The sequence below is a fragment of the Brucepastera parasyntrophica genome (genome assembly GCF_022376835.1).
GTDB lineage: Bacteria > Spirochaetota > Spirochaetia > Treponematales > Treponemataceae > Brucepastera > Brucepastera parasyntrophica.
In genome coordinates, this window is sequence record NZ_CP084606.1 from 332,863 (window position 1) to 347,235 (window position 14,373).

Annotated in this window: 11 protein-coding genes and 2 pseudogenes; 12 read left to right on the top strand and 1 reads right to left on the bottom strand. The window is 43.6% G+C overall.

Annotated features, from left to right (window positions below; all coding sequences use genetic code 11):
- Window positions 1-6: 6 nt before the first annotated feature.
- The 9 genes and pseudogenes from K7I13_RS01570 to K7I13_RS01610 all read left to right on the top strand — a co-directional run bounded on the left by K7I13_RS01570 (window position 7) and on the right by K7I13_RS01610 (window position 10,077).
- Window positions 7-423, top strand: coding sequence for a DUF6056 family protein (locus K7I13_RS01570; protein ID WP_255947425.1), 417 nt, complete (start codon window positions 7-9; stop codon window positions 421-423).
- Window positions 424-429: 6 nt separating this feature from the next.
- The gene (locus tag K7I13_RS01575) at window positions 430-1,197 is read left to right on the top strand and encodes a glycosyltransferase family 2 protein (RefSeq protein ID WP_255947427.1); all 768 of its coding nucleotides are present in this window, start codon (window positions 430-432) and stop codon (window positions 1,195-1,197) included.
- Between the two features lie 231 nt (window positions 1,198-1,428).
- Complete coding sequence (locus K7I13_RS01580) at window positions 1,429-2,511, top strand: hypothetical protein (protein ID WP_255947429.1); 1,083 nt, start codon at window positions 1,429-1,431, stop codon at window positions 2,509-2,511.
- Window positions 2,512-3,297 (top strand): LicD family protein, encoded by a 786-nt coding sequence (locus K7I13_RS01585; protein WP_255947431.1) that lies wholly within the window; start codon window positions 2,512-2,514, stop codon window positions 3,295-3,297.
- Window positions 3,298-3,324: 27 nt separating this feature from the next.
- Window positions 3,325-4,482, top strand: coding sequence for a glycosyltransferase family 4 protein (locus K7I13_RS01590; protein ID WP_255947433.1), 1,158 nt, complete (start codon window positions 3,325-3,327; stop codon window positions 4,480-4,482).
- Window positions 4,483-4,487: 5 nt separating this feature from the next.
- Window positions 4,488-5,579, top strand: a complete 1,092-nt coding sequence (locus K7I13_RS01595; RefSeq protein ID WP_255947435.1) for a glycosyltransferase — start codon at window positions 4,488-4,490, stop codon at window positions 5,577-5,579.
- A gap of 18 nt (window positions 5,580-5,597) precedes the next feature.
- Window positions 5,598-6,896 carry a phosphoenolpyruvate mutase gene (gene aepX, locus K7I13_RS01600; protein ID WP_255947446.1) on the top strand — a complete coding sequence of 433 codons (1,299 nt, stop codon included), beginning with the start codon at window positions 5,598-5,600 and terminating at the stop codon, window positions 6,894-6,896.
- 200 nt (window positions 6,897-7,096) lie between these two features.
- Window positions 7,097-8,220, top strand: a pseudogene (aepY, locus tag K7I13_RS01605) (phosphonopyruvate decarboxylase).
- Between the two features lie 16 nt (window positions 8,221-8,236).
- Window positions 8,237-10,077 (top strand): annotated as a pseudogene (locus K7I13_RS01610) (2-aminoethylphosphonate aminotransferase).
- Window positions 10,078-10,227: 150 nt separating this feature from the next.
- On the opposite strand, the gene K7I13_RS01615 reads toward K7I13_RS01610, so the two are convergent.
- The gene (locus K7I13_RS01615) at window positions 10,228-11,352 is read right to left on the bottom strand and encodes a glycosyltransferase family 4 protein (protein WP_255947448.1); all 1,125 of its coding nucleotides are present in this window, start codon (window positions 11,350-11,352) and stop codon (window positions 10,228-10,230) included.
- 28 nt (window positions 11,353-11,380) lie between these two features.
- On the opposite strand from K7I13_RS01615, the gene K7I13_RS01620 reads away from it, so the two are divergent.
- From K7I13_RS01620 to K7I13_RS01630, 3 genes are read left to right on the top strand one after another with little or no spacing between them, the layout of a single operon-like run.
- Window positions 11,381-12,448, top strand: a complete 1,068-nt coding sequence (locus K7I13_RS01620; RefSeq protein WP_255947450.1) for a glycosyltransferase — start codon at window positions 11,381-11,383, stop codon at window positions 12,446-12,448.
- Window positions 12,445-13,182, top strand: coding sequence for a CDP-alcohol phosphatidyltransferase family protein (locus K7I13_RS01625; protein ID WP_255947452.1), 738 nt, complete (start codon window positions 12,445-12,447; stop codon window positions 13,180-13,182). The genes K7I13_RS01620 and K7I13_RS01625 overlap by 4 nt, the downstream gene beginning before the upstream one ends.
- A complete protein-coding gene (locus tag K7I13_RS01630) occupies window positions 13,172-14,332 on the top strand; it encodes a glycosyltransferase family 4 protein (protein WP_255947454.1) in 1,161 nt (386 codons plus the stop codon). Before K7I13_RS01625 ends, K7I13_RS01630 begins: the two co-directional genes overlap by 11 nt.
- Window positions 14,333-14,373 lie beyond the last annotated feature (41 nt).

Consider the following 14,373-nt stretch of genomic DNA (forward strand, 5'->3'; position numbering starts at 1 on the left):
TATTCAATGCTGATAAGCCCGATTTTTCCCGAAAGGGCTTTCTTTTTTCCTGTTGTGATGTTCTCCATAGTGCTCCTGAGTCTGTTCCGTGAAATATCGGAATCAGAAAAAATCAAAAGAAATATACCAGCCATAATGATCTTTGCATCCGTATCGTTCTTTATTTCCTTTATCTTTGCAGGTAAAAATATTTATGGAATTTATGCAAAATGGGAAAAACGTTCCCAGTATATAATAACGCAAAAAGAAAACAATATTCTTGAGATAGAATTAAAAACCCCCATCCCTGCAGTCGACAGACATGCGGCGTTATACGGACTTGTCGATATCAGCGAGGATCAAAATGAACTTCCGAATGATTCGGTCGCCCTTTATTTTGGAGTAAACTCGATTCGGGCAACCGAAGAAGGCAACGAATGGTAAATCTTTATGGCTAAAATTTCCATTATTATTCCTGTATATAATGTTGAAAAATATCTCAGGGAATGTCTTGATTCCTGCATTACACAGACTTTGCGGGATATAGAAATCGTATGCGTAAATGACGCTTCACCGGATAATAGTTCGGCTATTCTCGACGAATACGCGAAAAAAGACAACAGAATAAAAGTTATAACACATGAAAAGAACCTGGGACTCGGGGGCGCACGGAACACCGGTATAAGCGCCGCATCGGGTGAATATGTCTGGTTTGTTGACAGCGATGATTTTATTTCACCGCACTCCTGTGAAATACTATACAGTTATGCGAAGCAGAAAAACGCGGACATTGTCAGATTTAATGCCATATCCTTTTCAGAAGAGAATGATAACAGCAGAGTTTATGATGACAGCAAAAAATATTTCTGCAATTGGCCTTATGACAGATTGATTACAATTGACCGGGAAAAAACCGGATTACCTCAAACCGATGTTTCGGCATGTATCTATATTACAAAAAAAGGTATTTTGCGTAGTTTTTCATTCCGCGAAAAAGTTTATCATGAAGATACCGACTTTACGCCCATTCTGTTTTCTTCGGTAGAAAAAATTTACTGCATAACCTTTGCATTTTATTTCAGGCGCAGAAACCAGACTTCCATAACGGGCGGCGGTACAAAAAAAACGGGAAACTGGTTTCCGGCTATATTGAAGCATGTGATTCAATGTTTGAATTTATTGTCTCAAAAAAACTGCCCGGAAAGCATTTTTGTGTAAGGTCCCTGCTTGATACAATGCAGAATCTTTATTCTGATTATAAATCAATGCCGGAAATACACAGCGAAAAATATGACGCGGCATTCAGGAATATATTCAAAAAATATCCTCCGAGAAAAATTTCCTTTTTCAGTTTTAAAAGAAGGCTGAAAAGAAAATTGAGCGCTATTTCTGATTCTCTTTTCAATACATGATCTGAACAGGAAAATTATTTACACAAGCGGGCATTCCATGGGACTTAAAAATAAAGCAAGAAAAATAAGGTATTATATACTCTTCCTGATCAGGGGTTTTAAACAAAAAAAGAATTATGACAAAGCAGTATATATTGAAATGCTCCGCATAGTTCCAAACAGAAGAATGCTTCAATTGTCCAGATTCTTTTCTGAAAATGGCTATATCTGTTTTATTCATATTCCGGTAAAACAGTTTTCCACCATGGATATTTCCGGATTAAAACTTGCCCGGGAAAAAAACGTTATCCGCGCGAAACCAAAAGATATGAAAAAATGCGCTCTTGTTTTATCAGATACTGTGGAATCCATTCCTGAAAGCATAAAGAGTGAAAAACGTATTTATGAAATAGATTATGACGTTTTTAATAAAAACACGGATTTTTCAGACGGACTTTTCTATCCGATTTCTTTTCACCCGAAATTTTTAACAAGAAAAACCGAGACAAAGGCCCTGGCAGCTTCAGGAAATGATGACAGGAAAATTCTGGCGCTTTTTGTCGGATGGGTTGATGATAAATATACTGATGAAAAAACCCATACATATTTTCATATAAATACCAGAATGGAAGTTTTTTCACATATTACAGAACATATTTCGCCTCAGCATTTATACATACCCGAATCCTTTGATGATTTTTTATCAAATATGGATTCGGGAAATCTGAAAAACAAAGTGATTCTCATAAACTCAGCGAAATTTTCCATTCCCGGAAACAGATATTTTGATATTCTGGCCCAGACAACTTTCTTCATCCATATGTGTGGGTATGTACAGCCGTTTTGTCATAATCAGATAGAAACGCTTGCCGCAGGGGTCATTCCGATTTCCCAGTTTTCACATTTCTTTTATCCGCATCTTGAAAACCGGGTAAATGTTCTCGCCTATGAGAAATTATCAGAACTGGTTAGTATTCTGGAAAAAATATGCGGGGGTGAATATCCTGATATAAAAAAAATGAAAAAAAACTGCGTGCAATACTATAAACAAAATCTGAGTTTTGATTCATTTATTGAAAAAATAAACCAGGATGTTTTACATAAAATATATATTTGTGCGGGAGAATTAAGCATAATCTGAATGAATGAAATACAAAGCGCTGAACTGGACATTCTGAAATCACTCTGTGTTTTGCTGGACAAACACAATCTCCGTTATTATCTTTTTTTCGGAACCCTGCTTGGGGCCGTACGGCATAAAGGTTTTATTCCCTGGGATGATGATGTTGATATTGCGATGCCGAGAGAAGACTATGAGAAATTCATAGCGCTTCCCGATGAGGAATTCCATTCTCCATTCAAATTGCATGAAATACAAAAAACCGAACATTACTATACACCATTTGCCAAATATATAGACAGCAGTATTCAAATCAGATTGGATGAAGAACAAAGGCGGAAAGGCGAACATAAATATCTGTGGGTTGATATATTCCCGCTTGACGGCCTGCCTGACAGTCCGCTCAGGACAAAGCTTCTTAAACAAAAAGCAGTTTTTCTGAAACGCCTGTTCAAATTGTCAACATCCGATCCTGAATATAAACGTTCACCGCTGAAAAATATGGTGATAAAAATCATCGCAAAATTGTTTCCGTACAAAAAAGTATACCGGATGCTTCATAAGACAATTACACGCTACGCTTTCTATAATTCGAAAAAAGCAGCATCGATAAGTGAAATCAATGCAAGCTTTTACATATACCCGTCAGAGGCGTTCGGTACGGGAAAACAAATACTGTTTGAAGACGCAATGTTCAATGCGCCGGTTGATTCTGATACCTGTCTCAGGGTTTTGTATGGCGATTACATGCAGGTACCTCCTGAAAACGAACGGGATACCCATGCCTTTACCCTTCTCCGACAATAATATTTCCGGCACAAGGAGCCATCAGATTTGAAAATCACAGGCATCTTTCTTAACTCGCAGATCCGCACAGGGGGCCACCGCAGATATATTGAACTTATGGAAGGACTCGCAAAACGCGGCAACAGTGTTTTGCTTATCGCAAACAGTTCTCTTGACCTGCATTTAAAAAATATGACCATACTTCCGCTGGACTATAAGCACAAAAAAAAACTGGTTCCCTTCTCAATTCAATTTATGCGTCTTTTAAAAAAGCACAGGCAGAAAATAAAAGAGGATGGAAAAGGCAGCGATTATATTATGGTCCATGGTGAAACGCATTTCCCGGCGGGAACATATCTGAAAAAAATACTGTCCGCAAAACTGTTCTATGCGGTAAGAAGCGATGCAGTTACGGAAAGCGAAACATTTTTGAAATCACCGGCAGAACCTTTCCGGAAAAAAATAAAATATTTCCTGGATGTTATAAAATACAAAAAATATGAAAAGATGATTTCCCACAGGGCGGACATTATCGCGTTTCAAAGTAAAATCGACTATAATAATTTCAGATCCAGAACCGGGGTAGATGAAAACAAATGCTGCATAATAAAAGGCAATATCGGAGAACCCTGGTTCAGGAAAGAAAATGAAAACATCAATCACTCGGAATCATTAAAAAAAGTATTATATATCGGAGCAATAGGCGAACGAAAGGGTATACCTTATCTGATCGACGCTTTCAGAATATTGCATGAACGGAATATTCCCCTGCACCTTGAACTTGTCGGCAGGGAGTCAGCCCTCGCGCTTGAAATGATGCAGTATATCAACAGGAATGGATTTTCCGGCATGGTGACTTTTGCCGGATACAGTCCGGATCCGTTCATATATATGAAAGATGCGGATATGCTTGTTGTTCCGTCTATTTTTGACAGCTATCCCGATGTAATACTTGAAGGACTCCATGCCGGCATCCCTGTCATAGCAAGCAGGGTCGGCGGCATCCCGGATATTCTGGAGGACGAACGCCTTTTATTTCCTCCCGCCGATTCGGCATATCTGGCGGACCTTCTGGAAAAGCTGTATACTTCTCCGGAAGTGTACAAGAAATACAGGAGCCTGTGCGCGGAATATAAAGAGAAGTTCCATTTTGACTGGCCGGAAAAATGGGAAGATGAAATGAAAAAACATTTGCAGAAACTATAAAAAATATGGAAACTGATAAACAGCGCTGCAATATCGGGTTCTCCCCACTGACAAGTACCAATAATAAATATATAGAAATCACTGTTTCCTGCATCAAAAGCACTGGAGCCGAAGTGTATGGTTTTTACAGTATTTTCTCCCATCCTCGCCTGCTTTGGCGTACCGACGCAGTTATCCTAAACTGGTTTGAACGGCTTGGTGAAAAACCGCTGCCACGCATACGCAAACTGCTTGCGAAAATCGGTATTATCGCCATTCTTGGAATATTCCGAATAAAAATTATATACGTTCTTCATAACCGCGTTAATCATGAAGAACGGAACAGGAAAATGTCCCTGTGGTTTATGAAACATTTGTGCCGGAGGGCAGATAAAATCATAATTTTAAGCAGGGCGTCCCGGGAAGTATTAACGCCTTACATGAATGAAAAAAAAATTGAAAAGAAAATCTGCTATATCCCTCATCCCAATTATATTGACGCCTATACCCCGAATGAAGCAAAGATGAAAACGCTTGTTTCAATTCCGGAAAACACCCTCATCCTGCTGTTTGTCGGCGCTGTCCGTCCCTATAAAAATATTGAACTGCTGATTTCGGCGGCCGCGCAGAGTTCAAACCGAAACATCCATTTTATTATTGCGGGCAGGCCCAGAGACGCCGCATACAAAAACGCCCTGGAAGAAAAAGCGGAGGGTCTTTCAAATATTACTCTTCTTCTGCAGTTTATTGAAGATGACATACTCACCGCGCTGATACACCATTCACATATGCTGATACTCCCGTATGACCAGCAAAGCAGCCTTAATTCCGGTACGGCAATCCTCGCCTTTTCCTGCGCGAAAACGGTAATATGTCCTGAAATAGCAACCATACAGGATTTTCCCGGAGACTTGTGCTATACCTATACATACAATACTGCCGCTGAACACCGGGAAAGGCTCATGGAACAGATCAGCCTGGCGGAACGGGATTTCAGCATGCGGAAGGGCGTTATTGAGGAAAAAGGCAAAAAACTATATGATATTGTGAAAGACGAGAATTCGCAGGAACATATAACTGAACTGTACCGGAAATTATTTTCCGAACTTAAAACATAAAAACAGGGTGATGTGCATATGGAAACAATTTATCTTGGAATGACCGGTGACATAATACACCCCGGTATAATAAACATTATACATGAAGGCTCAAAGCGCGGAAAAGTTATGGTAGGGCTTCTTACCGATTCGGCAATAGCTGCCCACAAAAGGCTTCCCTATCTGACCTATGAACAGCGGAAAGAGGTTGTGGAAAATCTGAAAGGAGTTGACAGCGTTGTCCCTCAGGAAGACTGGAGCTATGTGCCTAATCTCCTCAAATACCGCCCTGATGCGATAATTCACGGCGACGACTGGAAAACAGGCCCCCTGTGCAAAATAAGGGAAGAAGTATATAAGGTCATGGGAGAAATCGGCGGAGAGGTAATTGAAATTCCATACACACAGGGTATAAATTCATCCGCGCTGAATGAAATGCACAGGGCCATAGGAACAACTCCCGACATACGGATGAAAACGCTGAGGCGGCTGCTGCAGGCAAAACCCATACTCCGGATTATGGAGGCGCACTCAGGCCTCTCCGGATTAATTATAGAAAACATCGAAATTACAAAAGAAGACGGGACCCACAGTTATGACGGAATGTGGTCATCAAGTCTGACCGATTCCACCAGCAAGGGAAAGCCCGATATCGAAGCAGTTGATCTTACCACCCGGCTGCAGGATTTGACAAATATACTTGAATGCACAACAAAACCGATTATTTATGACGGAGACACCGGAGGAAAATCCGAACATTTTGTTTTCACGGTACGTACACTTGAACGCAATGGAGTTTCGGCAGTCATTATCGAAGACAAGGTAGGCTTAAAAAAGAATTCACTTTTCGGAACCGAAGTAAAACAGGAACTGGCCTCTATCCCGGAATTCTGTGAAAAAATCAGCACAGGCAAAAAATCCCAGGTAACAAAAGACTTTATGATCATAGCCCGACTTGAAAGCCTTATTGCGGGATATCCTGTTTCCGACGCTCTCGAACGCGCAATAGCATATGTAAAAGCCGGGGCTGACGGAGTTATGATACACAGCAAGGAAAAAACGGGAGAGGATATCAGGGAGTTCTGCCGGCTTTTCCGCGCCGAATATGCCCAGGTCCCTATTGTACTGGTGCCGACAACATATAATCAGTTTAAGGAACAGGAACTCGCTGCTTGGGGCGCGAACATAATTATTTATGCAAACCACATGCTCCGGGCTTCATACCCTGCGATGGTAAATGTCGCAAAAATAATTCTGGAAAATGAACGATCTCTTGAAGCCGATCCCCTGTGCATGCCCATAAAACAGATTCTGGAATTAATCCCCGGCGGCAAATAAAATACCATGCTGCAGAGCGGCGGGTATTAAACCCTCGCCATGAATAAATTTTCTGAAAAAAGGTTTTATTCCCGTCTTCATCCGGAATGACGGGAAGTCCGATTGCAAGTGTTTATCAGGCAAAGAACCTGCCTGATAGGCAATTTCGATTAAACCGCGATGGCTTAAATCAACATGCGTTAAGTCTATGGAGTATATTTATGCTTGAACCTGAAGTGATTTATAATGAGCTTATAAAAAATAAAACGGATTTTTTTGCCGGAGTGCCCGACTCCCTTCTGAAAAATTTCTGCGCCTATATAACCGACCATACAGATGAAAAAAAACATATTATTTCGGTAAACGAAGGAACTGCGGTTGCCCTTGCCGCCGGGTATAATCTGGCGACGGGAAAAGTCCCGCTTGTATATATGCAGAATTCGGGAATCGGAAACGCAATTAATCCCCTGCTCTCCCTCGCGGACCAGGAAGTATACAGCATACCGCTTATACTTGTGATCGGCTGGCGCGGGGAACCGGGCGTTAAGGATGAACCCCAGCATATAAAACAGGGAAAAGTCACCTGCACCCTGCTCGAAGCAATGAAAATACCCTACGCGGTCCTGTCAGACGACGAAGAAGAAGCAAAAAAACAGATAGCGGCCTGCTACGCGTATATTACGGAGCAAAACGCGCCCTATGCCCTTGTTGCCAAAAAGGACACTTTTGCGCCATATACGCTCAGGAAAAATGAAACTGTTAATGCCGAGATGACCCGGGAAGAAGCCATAGATGAGATTATCAGGGTGTCGGGAGAAAATGATATTTTCATTTCAACCACCGGAATGGCGTCGAGGGAACTGTATGAACTCCGCGAAAAATACGGAATGTCGCATGAGAGGGATTTTCTCACAGTGGGTTCAATGGGCCATGCTTCCCAGATTGCGCTTTCGGTCGCCCTGCAAAAACCTGATATACCGGTAACCTGTATTGACGGAGACGGAGCCGCCCTGATGCATATGGGCGGCCTCGCTACAATAGGGACGCAAAAGCCGTCAAATTTCCGGCATATACTTCTCAACAACGGAGCCCACGATTCAGTCGGCGGACAGCCCACTGTGGGCCTCCTGATAGACCTTCCTGCGATAGCAAAAGCGGCAGGGTATAAAAAAACACTTTCAGCAAAAACAAAAAAGGAACTAACGGAAGCTCTTGAAGAAAAAACGGAGGGCCTGTTTTTATTGAAATCCGTGTACGGAAAGGTTCACGGAAAGACCTGGGAAGGCCTAAATCAACCCCTCTGGAAAATAAAACTGCATTAATGGAATTCATTAAAACACATTGATTCGGGAAGGATTACTATGATACGACAGGCTGTAATTATGGCAGGGGGCTGGGCTCCCGGCTCAAAGAGAAAACCGTTTCCATGCCGAAGGGGTTTATTGAAATTGATTCTGTTCCTATTGTTGAACAGTCGGTACAGAAACTTATTGCCGCCGGAATCGAGGAAATAATTATTGGAACCGGCCACCGCAGCGAATGGTATGAAAAGCTTGCGGAAAAATATACCTGCATCAGGCTCATAAAAAATGAACGTTACGCTGAAACCGGCAGTATGGGTACACTTGCCTGCTGTCTGCCGCTCGTATACGGTGATTTCCTGCTCCTCGAATCCGATCTCATATATGACGATATCGGCCTTACCGTGCTTATCAATGAAAGTCATCCGGACGTTATACTGGCTTCCGGAAAAACCGGTTCCGGCGATGAAGTATATCTTGAAGCGGACGCAGACGGGTATCTGGTACGGCATTCAAAAAAGGCGTCCGAGCTTGATACGGTCTCTGCCGAACTGACCGGAATCAGCCGGCTCCGGAAACAGACCCTGGAACATATGGTTCATTTTATGAACGCCCGGCTTGCCGAAGATCCGAAAATGGAATATGAATCCGCCCTGTCTGCAATCTCTGCGGCGGCGGGGACGGGAAACAGGATTTTCATACGAAAAATAGAATACTATATGTGGAGAGAAATAGATGATGAAAGCCACCTTGAAATGGCGGAAAAAAGCATCTACCCCCGCATAAAGGAAAATGAAAGTCTCAGAAAAATACGCCGGGAAGTCCTTTTGAATCCCGGCCCCGCGACAACAACAGACAGCGTAAAGTACGCCCAGGTTTGCGCCGATATCTGCCCCCGGGAACTTGAATTCGGGGACGTTATGGAATGGGTTTCTTCCGAACTGTCGCTCATGGCAGGAAAAAAGGACAGGATAGAAACAGTCCTGTTCGGCGGATCGGGAACAGCGGCGGATGAAGTTATGATATCCTCCTGTATTCCTGATGACGGAAAACTCCTGATTATTGACAACGGAGCCTATGGCGCGCGCTTTGCAAAAATCGCGTCAGTATATAAATTAGACTTTGAAGTATTTAAAAGCAGCGGGTTTATGCCGCTTGATATTGATGCGGTAAAAGCAAAATTACTCGAAGGCTCCTTCACCCATTTTGCAATAGTCTATCATGAAACAACCACGGGACTTCTCAATCCGGTCCCGGAACTCTGCCGGTTCTGCCGCGATCATAATATAACCACAATTGTGGACGCGGTCAGCGCCTTTGCCGCGATACCGATAGACATGGATGATGACTGCATTGACTTTATGGCATCCACCTCAAACAAAAATATCCAGGGAATGGCTGGCGTCGCGTTCGTGTTCTGCAGAAAAGAAGCCCTTGAAAAAACCCAGTCTTATCCCATGAGGAATTTTTATCTTAACCTCTGGGACCAGTTCGTATATTTCAGAAAAACAAAACAGACCCGCTTTACGCCGCCCGTCCAAACCATGTATGCCCTGCGGCAGGCAATTATTGAAACAAAACTGGAGACCATTGAAAAACGCTACGCGCGCTACTCAGCGTGCTGGGAAGAGCTGGTAAAAGCGTTAAAGAAGATGAACCTTTCGATGCTGGTACCCGAAGCGGCCCAGTCAAAGCTGATAACGGCTATTATTGAACCCGATTCCCCGAACTATGACTTTGAGGACCTCCATGATATTTCACGCAGGGCGGGTTTTACCATTTATCCCGGTAAACTTTCCGACGCGAATACATTCCGCATTGCAAACATCGGCGACATACGTCCTGAAGAAATGAAAACCTTTACGGAAATACTTGGAGTCTATATGAAACAGATACTATAATTATATAGTACAATCATATACTACAATAATATACTATATGAGTATAGTATCACAGAAAAGGATTCCAGGAGCTGTTCAGTTCCGCGAATCCTTTTTTTATGTCGTGGCCTTTGGTTTATCCTGCAGGAAACCTGACCGAGAAGAATTCAATTACGTGGCTTCAGCAAGTTCATGATATACTTTCATAAGGGCAGCGGCGCTCCTGTTCCAGTCATACCGTTTAACGCGTTCAAGTCCCCTGCGGACAAGTTCTGCCGCAAAGGCTTTATCGGTTACTATATGCTCAAGCGCTGCCCCGCACTCCTCCGCATTCCGCTCGTCCTTCAGTAAAACAGCGGCGTCACCTACTACTTCCGGTATGGCGAACACACTGCTTGTAACAACGGGGCAGCCGCAGGCCATAGCCTCAACATTCGGCATTCCGAACCCCTCGGCAAATGAAGGAAAAAGAAAAGCGGAGGCCCCGTTTAATAGTTCGGCGCAGTCTGTCTCGCTTACGAAACCCGGGGTAATCAGTTTATCTTCAATATGGAATTCGCGGGCAAACCCGCGGACTTCTTCCCCGTCCCAGCCTTTGCCGGCGCATACAAGACGGAATTCAGGATGCTTTTCGGAGAAAACAGAAAAACCGCCCAGAATCCCTTCGGGGTTTTTTCTCATTGAATATCTGCTGATATGAAATATATAGGGGTTCGTAATTCCCAGTTTTTCAGGGACTTTCAGTGCTGCCTTATCAAGAACATGGTATTCCGGAGACACTCCGTTAACAGTCAGAAATATTTTTTCGTCAGGAACCTTATACACTGAAACATAATAGTTTTTGCTGGTTTCGGAAACGGTCGCTATCCGGTCAAGCCTGCGGGCAAGAATGGGCATAACCCATTTTTCATGAAGCCGCGCTATGAGCGAATATCCCTGGGGATAAATAACCTCTTCGGCCCCATGAATTGTGGCAATCTTTTTTGCCTTTATTCTGAACATGGGCGCGTAGATTGAAAGCGGAGAATAATGAAGAATACTGAAACCCAGTTTCCGGATAACTGAGGAAGCTGCCAGGGGATTTCTCGGAATAAGAAGTTCCTTCACTCTGGAATAAACCGGATTTTCACTTTTTTTATAATGTATGAAGGTAAATTCAAAGGGATTGCCTTCGCTGTCATTCAGATCAAGAATATGTCTCATCATTTCATCCAGATGGTGCCCTGAACCGCTCATCCAGTTATCGAGAGGCTTGCTGAATACGCCGATTTTTATTCTTTCTGGGAGACTATTCATAGCTTCAATTCTATACTATTATATATTTATGAGCAATATTACTGTTTTAACTATCGCTGACAGAATAGCCTGTTTCCATTCGCTCAAACCCTTCCTTTTCAATAATACAAAGCACCGTTTTTATTTTACCACGGACCCTGACTACTGTCTGAACACCGATAAAAACCGCATTCTGATCATGGTACGCAGGTTTATCAAGCCCGACTTTACCGATTTAAGTCTTATGGACAAGCTGCGCGCAAAATATGACCGCATTGCTTTTTTCCATGATGACGCCGGCGCCGCGATCCCCCGTCTTGAAGTACTGCCCTTTGTTGATCTCTTTTATTCAAAAGCCCTTTTTCTCGACAGGTCCCTGTACGGCAAGGAATTGTACGGCAAGGAATTGTATTCGGATTATTACCACAAAAAATACGGTGTTACCGACCCATCGCCCCGCCATTATGTAACCGAAACAAGACCGGACCAGCTCGCGAAGCTGAGGCTTTCCTGGAATATCGGCATAGGCGATTATCCGAGGAATGTACTGCGTCAGCGGGCAGGAATTCTGGCGGCCCGGCTTTTCGGTTTGAAGGCGGCAAAGCCGTTTTACCTGCGCCGCACGCTTCCCGAACCGCCCTTTTTGAAAAACAAGGGGACCTGCCAGGTCCATTGCAGGATAGGCATGATTTCAAGACCTTCAATAAACTATCAGCGGGAGCTTATTCTGAAAAAAGCTGAAACCGATCCCGTTTTTCTTACCGGTATGACGGCGCAAAAACAGTATAACAGGGAAATCGCAAATTCAAAAATAACCGTAAGTCCCTTCGGATGGGGAGAACTCTGTCTCAGGGATTTTGAAACAATCAGGAGCGGCGCCCTGCTTCTCAAACCGGATATGTCCCATCTTGAGACCTGGCCCCGGGTTTTTATACCGGAAGAAACCTATGTTCCGTTTGACTGGGACGCGGAAAATCTTCAGAAAACCGCGTACCGCTATCTTGAGGATGATGTTGAAAGAAACCGTATTGTGAAAAATGCTTTTGAAGCCTATGTAACCCAGCTTGGAGCGCTTCCTGAACGTTTCGCAAATATTATCGAGGAAATCATTTCATGAAATACCGTTTTAAGGATATTTACAGTTCCCTGCCGCCTGAGAAAAGAAAATCGGACGGGACAGTGACCACCTATCTTTTCCGGCCCCTCTCTTATCCTTTTGCCTATGTTTTTCTTGCGCTAAATTTTACGCCCAATATGGTCACATATATCGGGGCCTTTTGCTGTATTGCCGGTTTATGTCTGACCTTTTTTCCGGTTCTTCTCTGCCACCGTATAGCCATGGGGCTTTTTGTTCTTTTCGCCGTGCTGGACTGCGCAGACGGGACTATGGCCAGAACACTCAAGCTGAAATCTCCTTACGGCGGCTGGGTTGACGCCATGGGAGGATACCTCGCTTATGCTGCCATTTTGACCTCGATAGGGTTTTCCTGTCTGTACCGGAATGGTGATTTTCTGGATCTTCCCTTCTTTGAGCCGGTCGGACTCCCCTGGCAGGCCGGAACATGGCTTTTTCTCGGAGGGTTTGCCGCAACGGCAAATATACTGATGAGACTTAACCACCAGTCATTCAAAAATGCTGAACTTCTTGCGGGAAAAATACCCGGACAGGGCAAAGAAAAGCGCTTCAGTGAAGAAATAGGAGTAACGGGTTATTTACCGCTGCTGTATATTGCCGGTTTTGAAACAGGTTTTCTGCCCGTCGTATTGCTTATCTATACAATAATTTATGCGGGAGGGTGTCTGCTCTCGACACTGAAACTGATTCTGCGGGCCGGAAAAAATGAAGCGTAAGCTGGTAATGATTTCGGCCAATACAGCGTGGAATATATACAGCAGGAAGCGGCTTCTTCTTGCAATGAAAAATGCCGGGTGGGAAGTTATTACCCTGGCGGATCCTGATAAAAAAGCCGCAGAAATTGAAACTGATCTGCATATCCGGTTTATACCGCTCCCTATGAAAAGCGACGGTACCAATCTGATCAGGGATTTCCGTCTTTTTCTGCGTTATATATCACTTTACAGGCGTTACAAGCCTCTTGCGGCCCTTCATATCAACAACAAGCCCAACATATACGGTACCCTGGCCTCAAATATCCTTGGAATCAGGTCCGCAGCCAATATAACCGGCCTCGGGGTTGTCGAGGAAAAAAAAGGGCTGACGCGTTTTATAGTCCATTCGCTTTACCGCCTGGTCTTTTCCTCGCGGAAATCCTTTGTTTTTTTTCAGAATAACGATGACCGTGAGTTTTTTCTTGAACATCGTCTTGTAGCGGCTGAACGCACATATGTTCTGCCCGGTTCCGGGGTTGATTTATCTGCCTTTTCCCCGTCACCGGAAGAAAAACGGGATAAAAAAATCATAACTTTTTTATTCAACGGAAGACTGCTTATTACCAAGGGAATCCGGGATTATATTTCCGCGGCAATAGAGGTCAGAAAACTGTATCCTGATACAGTTTTTATTGTTATTGGTGAGTATGACAAAGACAATTCTTTTTATTTACCATGGGATGAACTTGAAAATGCCAAAAAAAGCGGTATAATAAAGTATCTGGGGTTTGTTGAACAGGTTCAGCCATATATCCGTGAGGCGGACTGTGTGGTTCATCCTTCATACTACCGGGAGGGAGTACCCAGAGTACTCCTTGAAGGCGCGGCGATGGGAAAACCGCTTATTGCGGCTGACAGCCCGGGGACCAGGGATCCGGTCGAAAATGGTGTAAACGGATTTCTGACAATTCCGGGAGACCGGGAAAGCCTGAAGTCTGCGATGCTCCGGTTTATATCAAGCAGTGAAAGTGAAAAAAAACAAATGGGATTTGAATCCCGGAAAATTGCGGAAACCAGGTTTTCTGATTCAATTATCATTAATGCCTATTTGAAGAGACTTGAAGATATATATAAAAAAGCGGAACCGGGAAATGGTTCCGGATCCGGATAGTAAAATACCAGCGGGAAAACGGTATCTGCTGTCAGCAGGCT